This window comes from Paenibacillus sp. FSL K6-2524 (genome assembly GCF_038005525.1).
GTDB classification, from domain to species: domain Bacteria; phylum Bacillota; class Bacilli; order Paenibacillales; family Paenibacillaceae; genus Fontibacillus; species Fontibacillus anaericanus.
In genome coordinates this window covers 4,434,575-4,450,601 of sequence record NZ_JBBOSP010000001.1, presented here as the reverse complement: position 1 = coordinate 4,450,601, position 16,027 = coordinate 4,434,575, and the positions used below count along the sequence as shown (strand labels likewise).

Annotated in this window: 21 protein-coding genes; 15 read left to right on the top strand and 6 right to left on the bottom strand. The window is 36.8% G+C overall.

The window, feature by feature from the left end; all coding sequences use genetic code 11:
• Nucleotides 1-13 precede the first annotated feature (13 nt).
• On the bottom strand, nucleotides 14-469 hold the full coding sequence (locus NST85_RS20655; RefSeq protein ID WP_341190254.1) for an AraC family transcriptional regulator: 456 nt from the start codon (nucleotides 467-469) through the stop codon (nucleotides 14-16).
• Between the two features lie 259 nt (nucleotides 470-728).
• Here NST85_RS20655 and NST85_RS20650 point away from each other — a divergent pair, with 259 nt between their 5' ends.
• From NST85_RS20650 to NST85_RS20580, 15 genes are all read left to right on the top strand, one after another.
• A complete protein-coding gene (locus NST85_RS20650; RefSeq protein ID WP_341190253.1) occupies nucleotides 729-1,025 on the top strand; it encodes a DinB family protein in 297 nt (98 codons plus the stop codon).
• A 446-nt stretch (nucleotides 1,026-1,471) separates the two neighbouring features.
• A complete protein-coding gene (locus NST85_RS20645) occupies nucleotides 1,472-2,086 on the top strand; it encodes a GNAT family N-acetyltransferase (RefSeq protein ID WP_341190252.1) in 615 nt (204 codons plus the stop codon).
• 131 nt (nucleotides 2,087-2,217) lie between these two features.
• Nucleotides 2,218-2,772 (top strand): DUF6886 family protein, encoded by a 555-nt coding sequence (locus NST85_RS20640; protein ID WP_341190251.1) that lies wholly within the window; start codon nucleotides 2,218-2,220, stop codon nucleotides 2,770-2,772.
• Nucleotides 2,773-2,779: 7 nt separating this feature from the next.
• Nucleotides 2,780-3,178, top strand: a complete 399-nt coding sequence (locus NST85_RS20635) for a GNAT family N-acetyltransferase (protein ID WP_341190250.1) — start codon at nucleotides 2,780-2,782, stop codon at nucleotides 3,176-3,178.
• A gap of 85 nt (nucleotides 3,179-3,263) precedes the next feature.
• Nucleotides 3,264-4,244, top strand: a complete 981-nt coding sequence (locus NST85_RS20630) for an aldo/keto reductase (protein WP_341191143.1) — start codon at nucleotides 3,264-3,266, stop codon at nucleotides 4,242-4,244.
• Between the two features lie 70 nt (nucleotides 4,245-4,314).
• Nucleotides 4,315-4,701 carry a MerR family transcriptional regulator gene (locus NST85_RS20625; protein WP_341190249.1) on the top strand — a complete coding sequence of 129 codons (387 nt, stop codon included), beginning with the start codon at nucleotides 4,315-4,317 and terminating at the stop codon, nucleotides 4,699-4,701.
• A 127-nt stretch (nucleotides 4,702-4,828) separates the two neighbouring features.
• A complete protein-coding gene (gene dapB / locus NST85_RS20620) occupies nucleotides 4,829-5,572 on the top strand; it encodes a 4-hydroxy-tetrahydrodipicolinate reductase (RefSeq protein ID WP_341190248.1) in 744 nt (247 codons plus the stop codon).
• Nucleotides 5,573-5,590: 18 nt separating this feature from the next.
• Nucleotides 5,591-6,295 carry a DinB family protein gene (locus NST85_RS20615; protein WP_341190247.1) on the top strand — a complete coding sequence of 235 codons (705 nt, stop codon included), beginning with the start codon at nucleotides 5,591-5,593 and terminating at the stop codon, nucleotides 6,293-6,295.
• A 49-nt stretch (nucleotides 6,296-6,344) separates the two neighbouring features.
• The gene (locus NST85_RS20610) at nucleotides 6,345-6,845 is read left to right on the top strand and encodes a GNAT family N-acetyltransferase (protein WP_341190246.1); all 501 of its coding nucleotides are present in this window, start codon (nucleotides 6,345-6,347) and stop codon (nucleotides 6,843-6,845) included.
• 32 nt (nucleotides 6,846-6,877) lie between these two features.
• Nucleotides 6,878-7,261 (top strand): VOC family protein, encoded by a 384-nt coding sequence (locus tag NST85_RS20605; protein ID WP_127193418.1) that lies wholly within the window; start codon nucleotides 6,878-6,880, stop codon nucleotides 7,259-7,261.
• A gap of 42 nt (nucleotides 7,262-7,303) precedes the next feature.
• Nucleotides 7,304-7,792: a dihydrofolate reductase gene (locus NST85_RS20600; RefSeq protein ID WP_127193417.1), complete on the top strand. Its 489-nt coding sequence runs from the start codon at nucleotides 7,304-7,306 to the stop codon at nucleotides 7,790-7,792.
• A gap of 33 nt (nucleotides 7,793-7,825) precedes the next feature.
• Nucleotides 7,826-8,359 carry a cysteine hydrolase family protein gene (locus NST85_RS20595; protein ID WP_127193416.1) on the top strand — a complete coding sequence of 178 codons (534 nt, stop codon included), beginning with the start codon at nucleotides 7,826-7,828 and terminating at the stop codon, nucleotides 8,357-8,359.
• Nucleotides 8,360-8,435: 76 nt separating this feature from the next.
• Nucleotides 8,436-8,813: a class I SAM-dependent methyltransferase gene (locus tag NST85_RS20590; RefSeq protein WP_341190245.1), complete on the top strand. Its 378-nt coding sequence runs from the start codon at nucleotides 8,436-8,438 to the stop codon at nucleotides 8,811-8,813.
• Entirely contained in the window at nucleotides 8,797-9,039 is a 243-nt protein-coding gene (locus tag NST85_RS20585) for a hypothetical protein (RefSeq protein WP_341190244.1), read from the top strand. Before NST85_RS20590 ends, NST85_RS20585 begins: the two co-directional genes overlap by 17 nt.
• Before the next feature lie 152 nt (nucleotides 9,040-9,191).
• Nucleotides 9,192-9,512, top strand: a complete 321-nt coding sequence (locus NST85_RS20580) for a hypothetical protein (protein ID WP_341190243.1) — start codon at nucleotides 9,192-9,194, stop codon at nucleotides 9,510-9,512.
• 94 nt (nucleotides 9,513-9,606) lie between these two features.
• On the opposite strand, the gene NST85_RS20575 is transcribed toward NST85_RS20580, so the two are convergent.
• The 5 genes from NST85_RS20575 to NST85_RS20555 all read right to left on the bottom strand — a co-directional run bounded on the left by NST85_RS20575 (nucleotide 9,607) and on the right by NST85_RS20555 (nucleotide 15,838).
• A protein-coding gene (locus NST85_RS20575) for an IS3 family transposase (protein ID WP_445671152.1) occupies nucleotides 9,607-10,784 on the bottom strand; the annotation gives its coding sequence in 2 pieces (ribosomal slippage) (nucleotides 9,607-10,496 and nucleotides 10,496-10,784; 1,179 coding nt in all).
• A gap of 149 nt (nucleotides 10,785-10,933) precedes the next feature.
• Complete coding sequence (locus tag NST85_RS20570) at nucleotides 10,934-12,388, bottom strand: alpha/beta hydrolase family protein (protein ID WP_127193413.1); 1,455 nt, start codon at nucleotides 12,386-12,388, stop codon at nucleotides 10,934-10,936.
• Nucleotides 12,389-12,591: 203 nt separating this feature from the next.
• Complete coding sequence (locus NST85_RS20565; protein WP_445671161.1) at nucleotides 12,592-13,563, bottom strand: alpha/beta fold hydrolase; 972 nt, start codon at nucleotides 13,561-13,563, stop codon at nucleotides 12,592-12,594.
• 131 nt (nucleotides 13,564-13,694) lie between these two features.
• Complete coding sequence (locus tag NST85_RS20560) at nucleotides 13,695-14,675, bottom strand: alpha/beta fold hydrolase (protein ID WP_341190241.1); 981 nt, start codon at nucleotides 14,673-14,675, stop codon at nucleotides 13,695-13,697.
• 191 nt (nucleotides 14,676-14,866) lie between these two features.
• Nucleotides 14,867-15,838 (bottom strand): alpha/beta hydrolase, encoded by a 972-nt coding sequence (locus NST85_RS20555; protein ID WP_127193411.1) that lies wholly within the window; start codon nucleotides 15,836-15,838, stop codon nucleotides 14,867-14,869.
• Nucleotides 15,839-16,027 lie beyond the last annotated feature (189 nt).

Here is a 16,027-nt window from a genome sequence, read left to right as displayed (position 1 = left end):
AGCGTTAATTAAACTATACCGGTAGTATGGGTATACATATTTCACAATAATCGTTAAAAATCATGTCACCAATGTATCTTTCAAAAATGGCCTTGTTATCAATTTGGTATCCGCTAGTTTGCAAATAAGGAAAAATCTCAGTCCATGCTTTTTGAATTTCTTCTGCTGTATGCTTGAGTTCATAAATAACATATTTTCCACCAGAAAGTTCGCTTTCGCAAATTGAATCATCGATTTGAAAATCGTTTGAAATGACAATGCAAGCATCATATCGACAGTTTTCTGGAAGTGTTGTTTCCGGGTTATCTTGTGGAATTCCGAGTAGGATTGTCGATTCAGTAAGTAGATTTTTCTCCTTAGCCCATTTTTTTAACTTTTCCATTGCTTGAATGTTCGCAGGACCATATGGACCAACTTGTCGTACATATGCGATGCGATAATTAGGTAGAGTTTCGATGTTAATATTCATATTTTCATTTCCCTTCTGTATTAGAATATTCTTACATTTCGAATGCTAACATGGTATAAAAAAATAATCATATGTTTTTTTTGAATTCTCAAATGTCTACTAAACAATTTACGCCCTTGGCTCTATCTCTTGGCATACTCGCTAAGGCTAGGCTTATAGTGAGTTATAGTTCTTATTTGGAAGGTATTTCATTTCTAAGATGGAATAGAATATAGAGTCATGACGTACTGAAAACTAAACTATAGAAGGGGAGTTTTCGATGGAACTTCAAGAAATCAATCAAAAATTAAAAGAAACAAGAGACGAATTACTAGGAATTCTTAATGGATTACGCGAAGATCAATTTAATAAACGGAAAGACCCATACAGCTGGAGTGTTAGTCAGGTATGTCAACACATAAGTAAGACAGAAGAATTATATGTCGTAGCAATAAAGAGAGGATTAAAGAGCAAAGAAGATTCGTTTATAAAGAACAAAGCATTAGAATTTCTACTTGATAGAAGTAAAAAGTTAGAAGCTCCAGACATTGTTAAACCAACTGATGAAATTTTATAATCTCAAGAAATCATTGATAAATTAAATGATTCAAGAGAGAAGTTAAATGACCTATTAAACACAATAGAAGATCCATCCTTGCTGAGTAGAAGGCAATTTATACATCCAGTTTTTAAAGAGATGTTATTAATTGAATGGGTTAGATCACTGTACTTGCATGAACAAAGACATATTAAACAAATTAATGAAATTAAAAATGGATTCTAGGATGGCTCATTGCATACACGAAAAAGGTGAATATTCAACCGGCCAAGTCAAATTAATAAAGGAATGAAATATAAATGTTACCTCAAATAATTGATACTGAAATTTTATATTCCAAGTTATTTTGCCAAAGTAGCGAGGAACGATATCTGATTAGATTTTGGGATGATGAAATTCTAGATATGTATACTCATAATTTCACTTTATTAATAAATTATAGTGAGAACTTGGTGGATATAATTTTGAAGGAACTAGTTTTACGAAATGAACAAAATAAAACTTTCTTAAGAATTGAATTGAATTTTAAAATGGATAAATTAACTGAAGACAAACTTAGGGAATTGCATATCAAACCTGAAATCACCGTTTATGATTACATGCATATAAAAACCGATCGTCATAGAAACATTGTTGGAAATACTGACTGCATAATAAAAAAAGCGATTAGCGATGATATTATGCTTGATGGCAGAAATGTCGATGTACTAGCAAATGAAGCGACAATGGGTAGGGATTTTGCGCAAAGACGAATACATCGTAAGTCTAAAGTATACCAAACGGATAATCTTCCGCTCGATTTATATGTTTGTTATCATAATGACTTACCTATCGGAAATTGCGAATTAATGGTCTTGCATAACATAGCCAAGATCGAAGATTTTGATATATTAGAAGAATATCAAAGGAAAGGTTTTGGTAGCACTATTATCAAATATTTACTAAAAATCGCAGAAGAAAACGATGTGAAAGATGTATATCTAATTACAGATAGTTCTGACACCGCTAAAGAGATGTATAAGAAATGTGGATTTGAAAAAATAGGAGTTAAAACAGAATTGTTTTTTGAATTGAAATAAATTCAAATAGAAGAAGGTACCGAAAGACAACAAATGGCCCATCCTAAGATAATTAAGGTTGGATCGTTTCGTGAATTCACAAACGCTATACGTAATTCTTGACATCATATAAATTTTCGCGAGGTGTTTTAATGAAGCTGTTATATCACTTTAGTGAGGAATCTAATATTAAGTTGTTTAAACCAAGGGTTAAACATAACAGACAAGACATGCCCCCAGTAGTTTGGGCTATTGATCAAGAACATGAACATACTTTTTATTTTCCAAGGAATTGCCCAAGGATTGTATATAGAAGAAATGAAGGGATAAGTGCTGAAGATAATCTCAAATTCTTTGGGATAACTAATGCAGATACAGTTATTACTGTTGAAAACCACTGGTATGAAACAATAATGAATACAACGACGTATCGTTATTCAATGCCAGCTGAAAGCTTTAAATTATTCGATAAGACAGCTGGATATTACATAAGTGAACATGAAATCACGCCAACAGAAATAAAACCGATAAATAATTTACTTAAAAGACAAGTTGATTTGGGGATTGATGTAAGATTTACAACGAATCTAAGTCCATTGAGAGAAGCGTTAAGACATTCAACAGTTTCAGATTTTGGAATACATAGATTTGAGAATGCAAGAACGGTATGTGAAATTCCTGAAATAAATAATCCCACATCCTTATGAGGATGGAATGGCAGAGAAATGGATAGAAACACATAGTGATAATTTTAATGAAGATAGATTGCTTGAATTAGCTATTGTACATAAAGAAGAAAAATATGTAATCGGTGCAATAAGCATGAGATGTAATAAGAAGTTTGATCATGGGGAACTTGCCTATTGGATTGGGAGAAAGTATAAGAATAATGGATATTGTACTGAAGCAGCTAAAGGAAGAGTAAGATATGCGTTTGGAGAAATGAATTTAAACCGTGTATTTGCACGTCATCTAGGGAAGAATCCTGCATCGGGTGCAGTTATGAAAAAACTAGGCATGAAGCATGAAGGAGTGTTAAGACAGCATGTTAAAAAATGGGGGGAATATGAGGACCTTGTGCATTATGGTCTTTTAAAGGATGAATTTAATTAAACATAATCGCTTGACTTGGAGTTAACTCCAAGTGGTAAGCTATTTATGAAGGAAACAATAACTAATGGAAAGTGAGAACAATCAAATGGAATATGTGAAACTTGGAAATACTGGCCTCGATGTATCTCGGCTTTGTCTTGGCTGTATGAGCTTTGGTGTAGCAGAGCGGTGGGTTCATCCGTGGGTCCTTGATGAAGATCACAGTCGTCCTATTATAAAAAAAGCACTTGAGCATGGAATTAATTTTTTTGATACGGCAAATGTGTATTCAGACGGAACAAGCGAGGAAATTGTTGGACGAGCACTAAAGGATTATGCTAATCGTGATGAAATTGTCCTTGCGACAAAGGTTCATTTCCGTATGCATCAAGGTCCCAATGGTGCTGGTCTTTCCAGAAAGGCAATCATGAGTGAAATTGATAAGAGTCTAAAGAGATTAGGAACAGATTATGTAGACCTTTATCAAATCCATCGCTGGGATTACAATACCCCTATTGAAGAAACAATGGAAGCATTGCATGATGTTGTGAAGGCTGGGAAAGCAAGATATATAGGTGCTTCTGCTATGTACGCATGGCAGTTCCAAAAAGCACTACATGTAGCTGAAAGAAACGGATGGACTCGGTTTGTATCGATGCAGAATCATTTGAACCTTATCTACCGAGAAGAGGAAAGGGAGATGCTACCTCTTTGTAAGGAAGAAAAAATCGGTGTAATTCCATATAGCCCGCTTGCTTCAGGAAGATTGACGCGTGATTGGTCAGAAACCACAAAGCGCTCCGAAACGGATCAAGTTCAGAAATCTAAATACGATGCAACTGCAAGTACGGATCGAGTGATTGTGGAGCGTGTTGCGGCCATTGCAGAACAACGTGGCGTTCCCCGCGCTCAAATCGCACTTGCTTGGTTATTGCAGAAAGAACCAGTAACTGCTCCTATTATCGGTGCTACGAAAATGTCTCACCTTGAAGATCCAGTAGCTGCTCTTACGATTGCCTTAACAGATGAAGAAATTACATCGCTGGAAGATCCATATGTTCCCCACCCGGTAATGGGTGCAATCTGATAGAAGAAATGACAAGAACGCCCTAGCATTTTCAAGGGCGTTCTTGATTTGAATGGGGAGGGAAAACTACATGTTGATTGCAGAAGTAAGTAGAAAATTTGATTTTTCACAGGATACACTGCGTTATTATGAACGAATCGGACTTATACCACGAGTGAACCGAAATAAAAGCGGAATCAGGGATTATACGGAAGAAGACTGCCGGTGGGTTGATTTTATCAAATGCATGCGAGGAGTAGGTCTTCCAGTTGAAACTTTGATTGAATATGTTGGATTATTTCAACAGGGGAATGAAACCTTAGAGGCCAGAAAAGAACTCCTAATCGAGCAAAGAAAGCAGCTCTTAACCAGAATGGAAGATATGAAGAACGTATTGGAACGCTTAGAATATAAAATTTCTAGCTATGAACAGACAATAGGTGCAAAAGAAAAAACACTACTTAGACAGCAAGATTAGTTTTGTGATTAACAGCGCGTAAAAACCATTCACAACCCAGGTCTGTAGTAGTGTAATGGGGGGGCTATCGCCCCTTAGTTGTCAGATGTATAATCATGGAAGGATCATCCTATGTGGAGGTGTTTGTATGATTAGAGTAGGCATTGTTGGAGGAACAGGGAAACTGGGTAAGGATATAATTAGGTTATTAATTGAACATACAGAAATTACATTGGGTGCTGTTATTGCCAGAAAGAACAACCCATTTGCAGGCAAGGAATTGGGCTCATTAATCGAAAGTCAGATTACAGATATCATAATCCAAGATGATATTCTTGGAGCGAGTGAGAAATGTGATTTATATATTGATTGTACAAATGTTGACTCTTTTATGGAAAATTATGATGCATATGTTCTTGGTAATAAACCAGTCGTAATAGCAACTACAGGTTTTGAGTCTAAGGATATGGAGAAAATTAATTTGCTTGCTGAATCAATTCCTGTTGTTATTTGTCCTAATTTCAGCATTGGAGTATACAAATTCCTCAAATTAATCAAACTGGCAGCCAGTGAATTTTGTATAGATGCAAATATTGATATATTAGAATATCATCACAAATTCAAGAAAGATAAGCCAAGTGGTACTGCAATAGAAATAGCCAAGACAATAAGAGAATCAGGTTTTGAAGAGCAAATTAATGTACATAGTGTAAGGGCAGGAAATATTGTTGGAGAACATAGTGTTTTGTTTACTACAGATGATAACGAAAGAATTGAGATTTCACACAAGATATATTCTCGAGATGGCTTTTCCAGGGGAGTAATGGAGACGATAAAATGGATTATAGATAAAGATGTTGGATTGTACGGAATTGAAGATATATTTAACTAGCACTTTAATCTTATCATAATGAAAGCTGGGATTGAAATGGATTTGCAACAAAGGCAGTTATGGAATGAGGATCACAAAAGATTAACAAGTATTATACAAAAACCAACAGAACATGAGAAATCAATTGAACTTTTTTTAAATCAACATGCCTTGTTGTACTCTTCCAAGATGGATAATTCACAGGTTAATACTTTAGAGGATGATTTGTTAAATAATATTACTGATGAGACATTTCGAAAATACCCAGTTGTATCTCCAGGTACAAAAAACTCAATTGTATGGCACATTTGGCATATTGCTCGGATTGAGGATATGACTATGAATATTCTTGTAAGTAATAATGATCAGGTTTTGGATTCTGGGGAATGGAATAAGAAACTAAAGATAGATTATATTCATTCCGGAAATGAAATGACAGAGATGGAAGTAGCAGAGTTAAGTTCTAATATAGATATAAATGCTTTGTTATCGTATCGTATTGAAGTGGGTCGGAAAACACGGGCAATAATAAAGTCGTTACAACCGGGTCAATTTAAACAGAGTGTAGAGTCTGTAAAAATAAAAAAACTATTGGATCAAGGAGCAGTTAAGAAGGAAGCAACATGGTTACTGGAATATTGGGGGAAGAAGAACATCGCTGGTCTAATCCTTATGCCAGCAACCAGGCATAATTTTCTTCACCTAAATAAATCAATACGTATTAAGGATAAAATTCAGAAGTAGTATTATGAATATTGTAACTGCTTAAGATTCTATTTTTGAGGTGAACCTAATGAAGATTATTCTTAAAGAATTAATGCCAATTGAAAGCCAAGATGTATTTCATATGATTCAAGAAATCGGAGAAGGGCAAAATGGATTTGTAAATAACTTATATTCTGATGACCTACAAGTATTTCAAGAAAAACTAAATAGAAATCATGGGATGTCACAAGGTATTAATTTGCCCGGAGGGGCCGTGCCTCAAACCATATTCTGGTTCTATATTGAGGACAAGCTTGTTGGGTACGGGAAGATGAGACATTATTTAAATGAAAAATTACAAGAACATGGTGGACATATTGGTTACATAATTCGTCCCTCGGAGAGACGAAAAGGATATGGGGAAATTGCCTTAAAAGAATTAGTAATCAAAGCGAATGAAAAAGGAATTCAAGAGATATTACTTACATGTGATGAGTCTAATATTGCGTCAAGAAGAGTAATAGAATCAAATAAAGGGATACTAAGTGAAATGAAAGATGGAATATGTAAGTACTGGATAAAGGCGTAAATTCAAAATATAAACAAAAGAAGGTAATGAATATGAGGATTGAACATATTGCCCTTTGGTCAAATGACCTTGAACAAATGAAATCATTCTATATGAAATACTTTAAGGGAATTGCGAATGACAAATATACAAATAAAATGAAACAATTTGAGTCTTATTTTTTGGTCTTTGAAGATGGAGCAAGAATTGAATTGATGAAGAAACCAGAAATACTAAAACACGACAATAGGTTAACTTTATTTGGGTACGCACATATTGCATTTTCAGTAGGCAGTGAAGAAAAGGTAATCGAACTTACAGAAACATTACGAAATGATGGATACACCATTTATAGTGAGCCGAGAACTACAGGGGATGGTTATTTTGAAAGTAGTATTCTTGATCCTGAGGGTAATTTAATTGAAATAACAATTTGAGATGCAAAGATATGAAAGTGAAACCTGAACTGGAGGTGTTATATGATAATCTCATTGATTGCGGCTATATCGAAGAATAAAGTAATTGGAATGGATGAAGTAATTCCGTGGAGTATACCAGGTGAACAAATACGATTTAAGGATTTAACGCTAGGTAAATCAATCATCATGGGAAGAAAAACGTATGAGTCGATAGGTAAACCATTACCAAATAGAAGGACCATTATTGTTTCAAGAAATCCAGAACTATTAGTTGATAATTGTCTTACTGTAAGGTCACTTGATGAGGCATTCAGATTGTTAAAAGAGGAGGAAGAGATTTTTATTGCGGGTGGTGGAGAGATTTACAAGGAGGCATTACCACAAGCAAACAAAATCTACCTAACCGTAATAGATAAAGAAATTGAAGGGAATATCTACTTTCCTGAATTTAATAAAGAAGATTACATAACTACTTATGAAAAGAGGAATGACGGTGAAATGCCCTATACATACTACACATATGAGAGAAAAGAGAGTATTGTAGTTTAATATGAACTAAATTTATACTAGGGAGATATGGAAATGAAAAATACAGCACTCTTAGTTGTAGATGTTCAAAATGCATTAGTGCAAGCACAACCTTTTGAAATAGAAAAAGTGATAAGTAATATAAAAAGATTAATTACGACATGTCGAGAACATAGCGTAGAGGTAGTTTATATTCAACATAATGATGAAATCGGTGATGAATTAGAACCAAATACAGAGGGCTGGAAGATACATAGTGAGATAAGTCCAAATGCAAATGAAACAGTAATAAATAAACACTTTAATTCTTCTTTTAAGGATACGAATTTAAAAAACTATTTGGATAGCAAAGGAATAGATCAATTAATAATTACAGGTCTGCAAACAGAATACTGTATAGATACTACTTGTAAAGTTGCGTTTGAGTATGGGTATAAGTTAATTATTCCAGAGAAAACAAACACCACATTTGATAATGGAAATATGTTAGCGCCGGATTTGTATACATATTATAATACCAATATTTTTAAAGGCCGATTTGGTATTGTAGAAGATATTGAAGTGACTATAGAAAGATTAAAAGCCTAGACATCAAGAGCCCCAACCTGAGGATAAGAACTATCTAAGGTGGGGCTTTTTTAGGCAAAAAGGAGGATGTACTTATATGAAGATTGTAAGTGTTCTCGAACATTATGAATTACTCATTGATGAGGGTAATGATCCTATACAAGATCCTCCACAACTACAAGCGTATATGAACAGGTGGGATGGACCGTCTTTTTTCAATGAATTAAATCCTGAGAATAAAATAGTTTTAGAAATTGGAGTTGGAACGGGAAGAGATGCAAAGACCGTATTAAGCATGGGCTGTGAATTTCTTGTAGGAATTGATATATCACCAAAGACGATTAACAGGGCTAGATCTAATCTAAGTTCGTTTTCTAACATTGAACTAGTGATGACGGATATAATTAATTACAATCGTCCGAACACATTTGATCTAGCATACTGCGTACTGACATTTTTTGCACATAGAGGATAAGAAGAAGGCGTTAAGTAACATTTACAATGCACTTAAGGATGAGGGGACGTTTGTTTTATCTGTTAGTAATGACGATGAGTGGATTGAGTGTGGTGATAGAAAGATAAAGCTTTACCCAGCTGGAATAGAAGAATATGTTCGTCTTTTCCAATTAACTGGTTTTCAAATTCAATCAATACAGGAAACGGAAAGTAAATATGAAACGATTATTACAGGTAAGAAGTAGACGTACTACTAACACTGTTGGTGTGGCTGTTAAATCCGATCGGAGGAATAATGAAGAAGACAAAACTGTTTATATTTATAGGTATTATGATCGTTATAATAGGTAGTATTTTTGTTTATAGTAATTTATCTGAAAATGTAACAATAAGAACTGTGAGTACATTAATAGAGAAGGTTGATCGGGGGGATATTAAGGGGGAGCTGAGTAATGAACAGGTGGATTCAATAAAAGAAATGTTTGCATTCTCTGATCATAATGAATTAGATAAACCTAGAATAGACATAAGAAGAACCTACAAAAACAAAGATGAAGAACAATTAATCGCGACATTTGAAGTGTTTCAATATAGTAGCAACAATCAGCTTGAGAATATATACGTAGGGCATTTATCTTTTACATTAGTGAAGAAATCAATCTTCAAATGGGAAGTAGTAGATGTTAAGACTATAAGTACGATGAAGAAACAATTGTGATGAGATCTTAGCTCTTAGGGATTCTTACAATCAAACAGTGAAAAAACCGTCCTTTTGGTGGTCATACCCCTGTCAAGTAGACAGATGAAAAAAACTAAGCAGCCAGTGCGTGCCGATACTCAATCGGCGCGCGCTGTTTGAGTTTACGCTGAAACCTCTGGTAATTATAAAAGTAGATATACTCTTCGACGGCTTGATGGATCTCTGCTTCTGATTTACACTGGTGAAGGTACAACTTCTCAGTCTTGAGATGCGAAAAAAAGGATTCGATGCATGCGTTATCTAGGCAGGTTGCTTTGCGAGAGTGGCTGCCTTTAACGCCGAATGCCTCTAATCGTGTGTTGTATGCCTGAGACGTATATTGGAAGCCTTGATCCGAATGGAGTACGGCTTCTGAAACGTCTCTTTTTCGTGTCCACTGCGTAACCGTGTCCAGGACCAGATTTACATCGTTACGGTCCGAAATATGCCAAGCGACAATCTCATTATTGAAGAGATCCTGAATTGCAGACAAATAATAAAAACGCGTGCCATCTGAGATATACGTAATATCGGTGACGAGTTTCTGTTGAGGCGAGGTAGCATGAAACTGACGCTTGAGTCGGTTAGGATATATCACAGAAGGTGTGTAGTTAGATCGGTTTCGTTTCTTTCGGATTACCGATTGGATCGACAATTCTTTCATGAGTCGCCATACTTTTTTATGATTGACGAGATAGCCTGCTTCCCACAGAGCTGTCCGCATTCGGGGGTACCCGAAATAGGGATGCGCCAAGTGAATGGCTAACATATGCTCTTTCATTTCATGATCCCGTGCGCGTATTTCAACCCGTCGTGAACGTGTAGATCGCCACTTATAATAACTGGCCCTAGGTAGCCCAGCAATGGCTAATAGAAGAGTAACCCCGTGTAGGACACGCAGTTCCTCAATAGCTTGGTATTTGTCCTGTGTTCTCAAATTCTCTCCTTTATTAGATTTGGATACCGCTTTTTTAAATAGTCTACCTGCGCTTTTAAGTAATCCCGTTCTTCTTCAATGCTGGCAAACGATGTACGTGAACGCCCTTTTATGGGATTAGGTGAGCCCTTGCGAGAATCGAATACTTCTCCATCTCGGTATTTTTTAACCCATACTTTAAGTTGGGTGCAGTTCCTGATCCCTAACATTTCCGCTACTATCTTATAACTATTCGTCCCCTCCAGATACTCTCGTACAGCTACTATCTTGAAATCTTCCGTGTACGTTTGAAACACTTGACCTTTCTTAGCCATAAAAAATATCCCCTCCAAGTTTCACTCGTTCCTCATGATAACATAAGGTTTTTTTTGAGTGTCTACTTGAAGGGGATAATACCATTGGACGGTTTTTGTATCACTTATACATATTCAAAATAGTGGAGGGATCTTATTTTGTTTCATCATCAAAGGTCACCCGGACTTATAAATTTCACCTCTGGATACATGTCGTTCGGCCCCTGAATAAGATTTCCACCCGTTCCTTTCAGTTGCTTATTAAAGAAACCGAGTACATATTGATTTACGATGCTTGATCCTCTTTTACCATTTATATCTCCTGTTATCCCAGTCAGTTTAATCAACTCAGAATAGAATTGAAGGTCCGTGAAATTAAAGTGTTGGGTTCCTTCTACATAAATCGCACTTCCCCCCTGATTGATAACATTTTTAAAAATGTGCAGCTCATCTGAAAGTTGTTTAATTATTTCGTTATCCGAATTTTTATCATTTTTAAAATCTACTAACCAGTCTTTAAAACTTCCCGATCTTATGAACATAAACGGCTTGTTTATAACATCTCTATTTTCCACTTCAAATAGTGACCCATCCATATTAATCCCGGCCTTGATTCTATGATCTAAATAAGTTGCATTAAACGCCGTTGCACCCCCAAAAGAATGCCCCATCACGCCTACGTTATTTAAATCTATTTTCCCTTTAAATTGACTTTCGATTGCACCTGAATTTAGCTTTTCAAATTGATTGATTACAAACTCTACGTCTTGTGTCCATATATTTCCAACTCTTTTACGATCATCTAGTGTTGTATTCTTTGTTTTATAGCCCGTTACACTGCCATTGGGAAAAATGGTAGCAAAGGTGCTATACGTATGATCGATTGTGACCACGATAAACCCATGACTGGCAAGATTCTCGGCTTGTGATGCATGTAGAACTTTACTGGTTCCCATGCCATGAGATAGCAGTACCAAGGGATAAGGACTTGTAGAAGGTAATATTTCTACATTTTCATAAGAGTTGGTTCTACTGTACTTCCAGTAATCGAACACAAAATCGGGAAGGTTTAAAGAATTAGAGTATGTCTGAATATACTTTTTGAACATTTCTTTATCTTTTGGAAAAAGAGCTTCACGCTTGTTGTTATTCCTATTTTCAGTAGGATACCAAATTTGAACCATTAGCTCCCGCTTATCGCCTTTATCTTCAGTTAAGACTTCATCTCTGTTCTGATCCGTAAAATGAAATGTTTGAGTACCCACTTTCTCTGGACCCTCAGGCTTTGGCAAATCAAAGACAGGCAAGACTATAGATAAGCTGGTAGATACAACAATGAGAATGATGATGAGGGAAGATAAACTATATTTCAACAGCTTCCCTATTTTTAGATTCACCATCTTTTTGGAATGTCTGAATAAAACGATGAGTATGAATAGAACCGTCATGATATATACCAAAAGCAACTGCCATCTGTATCCTTCAACAAACAATTGAACTACTAATATAACGCTACTTCCTATACCCAAACCCAATCCTGTTTTCTTTGCACTTCTTTTAATAAACAATAAATCTACGAGTAAAGCGAAACAGGATAGAACTAAAAGTATTTCAAATAATCTCATATGTAACCCTCTCTTTCATCAATGGAATATCCTAATTCAAGCGTGAGCGGTTAAGACCTGGGAAATAAAGTATGCGGCAGGACGCCGGCCGAATTGGACAAGCCGGCCGAATTGGACAAACTGTGTAAAACCGTCCCAAAGGACGGCTTTACATATCGCTTATTAGCGTCTGGAAAATCGTGGATGAAACTTACTCCGTACACTTATTTTGCTTCTTTCATAAATGATCTAACGTCCTCAGCGATTTCTTTGAATTTGGTATGGTGCAAATAATGGGATCCATCCATGGTTATTACTTTTCCATGTATCGAGTCTTTGATCTGCCCTTCATGCAGAGGTATCCATCCTTTTACACCTTGATTATCTGCTTGTACAAAGAGTAGAAGCGGAAGGTCTTTAGGGAATGTTAAGCCCTGAGCCCCTTTGAAATTGGAAGAAATATGGTCCATCTCATTCAACATCGTGGAACTATTCGAGTTTTTATTCGACTGCATTTTCATCTGCTCTACGGTGTGATCATCAAATGCGAGTTCAGCGTAGGGGTCACCACCAAATTTGACCGCCAATCTTTGGAGACCTGATTTTTTAAGAAATGCAAAGGTTTTTAATGGGAATTTAACATCCATACCCGGTTGTGTTGGAACACTGCTATCGATTCCGACAAATGCAGTCACCTCGTTTGGATATTTGTTCACATAATCAATGCCGTAGATGCCTGCAATGGAGTGGCCCATGAGCATGTATCGGTTAATGTTAAGCTGCTGTAGCGCTTCATGAACTTCACTTACGATATTCTCTGTGGTTCGTTCTTTTTCAGTTCCATCACTTAATCCATAACCGAAAGGTTCAACTGCAACAACTTTGTAGAATGGAGATAATTGATCGATGAGCAGCTTAAAATCAAGCGCTGGTGCAGCTGTTCCATAACCAGGCAGAAGCACGATCGTTTCCTTACCTTCGCCTTGAATTAACACATTCATATTTTTCCCGTCTACAGATACGTGCTGGCCGTAGGGCTCTATTTTCCCTTGCTCCGATTTTGTGGCGAACACATTCACGATAAATACAATGGCTAGAAAAAGCACGATGGCAACGGCTATAGCTCCTAAGGTTTTGAGTAAAATGCGCAGCGGCTTACGCATCCTCTTTTTCGTTACCTCTTCTTTTGGTTTCATGTTCATCTTCTCCTGTCATTCTTCTCTATATTGGGCTGCCTTGAATAAGAAGCCGTTAAGAGAAGCATATACGCCGAAGATGTACTCCCCATGACGTCAATATGAACGGAATATGAACTGGCCTAGTACACTTATTTTATTTCTTTCATAAACGCTCTGAAGTTCTCTACGATTTCTTTGGCTTTGGTACGATGTATATAATGATCTGCTTCAAACCGCATCACTTTTCCATGTACAGAATTTTTTACTTGCGCTTCATGCTCCGGTACCCATCGATCCGTTACTGGATGATTCGCTTGGATAAAGAAAATAATAGGAAGATTTTTGGGGAATGATATGCTCTCAGCTGCATTAAAATTAGAATACATATGTTCAACTTCATTTATTATGTTCGCATTAAACATGTTTTTGTGCATAAGAATTCTCATTTGTTCTTTCGTTCCATCATCATAGGGAAGTGCAGCTAATGGGTCCGTACCCAATTTCATGGCTAATCTGGAGAGACCTAATTTTTTGAGCCATTTAACCATTTCGAGCTGGGACGATTCAACCTTCTCCGTTAGCGTCGGAACACTGCTATCGAGCCCGACAAATGCAATAACCTCGTTTTCGTATTTATTCACATAGTCGAGTCCGTAAACCCCTGAAATGGAGTGTCCCATGAGAATATAACGTTCAATGTTAAGACCTTGTAAGGCATCGTGAATTTCACCGACAATATTCTCTGTGGTCCGTTCCTTTTCGGTTACATCACTTAATCCATATCCAAAAGGCTCGACAACGACGACTTTATAAAAGGGGGATAGTTTTTCGATTAGCGGCTTAAAATCCAGTGCGGGTGCCGCTGTTGCAAGACCAGGTAGGAGTACGACGGTTTCTTCGCCTGTTCCTTGGATCAGAACATTCATATTTTTACCATCTACAGATACGTGGTGACCATAGGACTCTAATCTTTTTGATTCTGATTTATTACATAAAATATTAACGGTATAAACAATAGCAAGAAAAAGCACGATAGCGATCAATATTGCTCCGATAACTTTAAGAAACATGTTTCGTACTTTATTGGATCTCGTTCGATTCCTCGTTTTCAATTCCGCTTGGTGTACCATTCGCATCTTCTCCTGTTCATAAATCTGTTTATTGGGCTAGCCTACAAGAGGCCTACGAATGAAAGTGTAACCAATGAAGATGTACTCCCCGTGACAACAATATGAACCGAGTATGAACAAGCAAAAAAAAGGCCGCGTCATCCTATGCACAGCGAAAAACCGCCCAAAGGACGGTTTTCTATATCACATTTTTACTTTGCTACTTTCATAAATGTTCTCACGTTTTCAGCGATTTCTTTGAATTTGGTATGGTGTAAATAATGGGATCCATCCATGGTTATTACTTTTCCATGTACCGAGTCTTTGATCTGCCCTTCATGCAGAGGTATCCATCCTGCTACACCTTGATTATCCGCTTGTACAAAGAGTAGAAGTGGAAGGTCTTTCGGGAATGTTAAGCCTTGAGCCCCTTTGAAATTAGAGGAGATATGATCCATTTCATTCAAGGTTGTGTCATTATTCATGTTTTTAAATGAAATCATTTTCATTTGTTCTACGGTTTTTTCATCAAATGCCAGTCCTGTATACGGGTCTGCACCTAGTTTCATCATCAATCTTAAGAGACCTGATTTTTTGAGGAATTCTAATTTTTTTAATGGGAAATTGACATCCATACCCGGTTGTGTTGGAACACTGCTGTCGATTCCGACAAATGCAGTCACCTCGTTTGGATATTTGTTCACATAATCAATTCCGTAAATACCTGCAATGGAATGGCCCATGAACATGTATCGTTTAATATTAAGCTGCTGTAGCGCTTCATGAACTTCACTTACGATATTCTCCGTGGTTCGTTCTTTTTCCGTTTCATCACTTAACCCATAGCCGAAAGGCTCAACCGCGACAACTTTATAGAATGGCGATAATTGATCGATGAGCAGCTTAAAATCAAGCGCTGGTGTAGCCGTTCCAAAACCAGGCAGGAGTACGATCGTCTCCTCGCCTTCGCCTTGAATTAACACATTCATATTTTTCCCGTCTACAGATACGTGCTGACCGTAGGACTCTATTTTTTCTTGCTCCGAATTCGTGGCGAACACATTCACGATAAATACAATGGCTAGAAAAAGCACGATGGCAACGGCTATAGCTCCTAAGGTTTTGAGTAAAATGCGCAGCGGCTTACGAATCCTCTTTTTCGTTACCTCTTCTTGTGATTTCATGTTCATCTTCTCCTGTCCCTCATCTCTTTATTGGGCTGCCTTAACGAGCCGCTAAGAAAGCTTATACGAAGAAAATGTACTCCCCATGACGTCAATATGAACTGAATATGAACAAGTAAAAAAACTGCGGCCCACATACAAGGAAGTTTGCATGTGGCCGCAGTAGCATGGAGAACGCGGTTTAGTCAA

Bases quoted from the DNA above. Each gene is read 5' to 3' on its own strand.
- NST85_RS20600 (WP_127193417.1), top strand. From the start codon at position 7,304: ATGATAATCTCATTGATTGCGGCTATATCGAAGAATAAAGTAATTGGA.
- dapB (WP_341190248.1), top strand. From the start codon at position 4,829: ATGATTAGAGTAGGCATTGTTGGAGGAACAGGGAAACTGGGTAAGGAT.
- NST85_RS20590 (WP_341190245.1), top strand. From the start codon at position 8,436: ATGAAGATTGTAAGTGTTCTCGAACATTATGAATTACTCATTGATGAG.
- NST85_RS20640 (WP_341190251.1), top strand. From the start codon at position 2,218: ATGAAGCTGTTATATCACTTTAGTGAGGAATCTAATATTAAGTTGTTT.
- NST85_RS20630 (WP_341191143.1), top strand. From the start codon at position 3,264: ATGGAATATGTGAAACTTGGAAATACTGGCCTCGATGTATCTCGGCTT.
- NST85_RS20560 (WP_341190241.1), bottom strand. From the start codon at position 14,675: ATGGTACACCAAGCGGAATTGAAAACGAGGAATCGAACGAGATCCAAT.
- NST85_RS20650 (WP_341190253.1), top strand. From the start codon at position 729: ATGGAACTTCAAGAAATCAATCAAAAATTAAAAGAAACAAGAGACGAA.
- NST85_RS20570 (WP_127193413.1), bottom strand. From the start codon at position 12,388: ATGAGATTATTTGAAATACTTTTAGTTCTATCCTGTTTCGCTTTACTC.
- NST85_RS20625 (WP_341190249.1), top strand. From the start codon at position 4,315: ATGTTGATTGCAGAAGTAAGTAGAAAATTTGATTTTTCACAGGATACA.
- NST85_RS20605 (WP_127193418.1), top strand. From the start codon at position 6,878: ATGAGGATTGAACATATTGCCCTTTGGTCAAATGACCTTGAACAAATG.
- NST85_RS20595 (WP_127193416.1), top strand. From the start codon at position 7,826: ATGAAAAATACAGCACTCTTAGTTGTAGATGTTCAAAATGCATTAGTG.
- NST85_RS20635 (WP_341190250.1), top strand. From the start codon at position 2,780: ATGGCAGAGAAATGGATAGAAACACATAGTGATAATTTTAATGAAGAT.
- NST85_RS20610 (WP_341190246.1), top strand. From the start codon at position 6,345: ATGAAGATTATTCTTAAAGAATTAATGCCAATTGAAAGCCAAGATGTA.
- NST85_RS20655 (WP_341190254.1), bottom strand. From the start codon at position 469: ATGAATATTAACATCGAAACTCTACCTAATTATCGCATCGCATATGTA.
- NST85_RS20565 (WP_445671161.1), bottom strand. From the start codon at position 13,563: ATGAAACCAAAAGAAGAGGTAACGAAAAAGAGGATGCGTAAGCCGCTG.
- NST85_RS20615 (WP_341190247.1), top strand. From the start codon at position 5,591: ATGAAAGCTGGGATTGAAATGGATTTGCAACAAAGGCAGTTATGGAAT.
- NST85_RS20555 (WP_127193411.1), bottom strand. From the start codon at position 15,838: ATGAAATCACAAGAAGAGGTAACGAAAAAGAGGATTCGTAAGCCGCTG.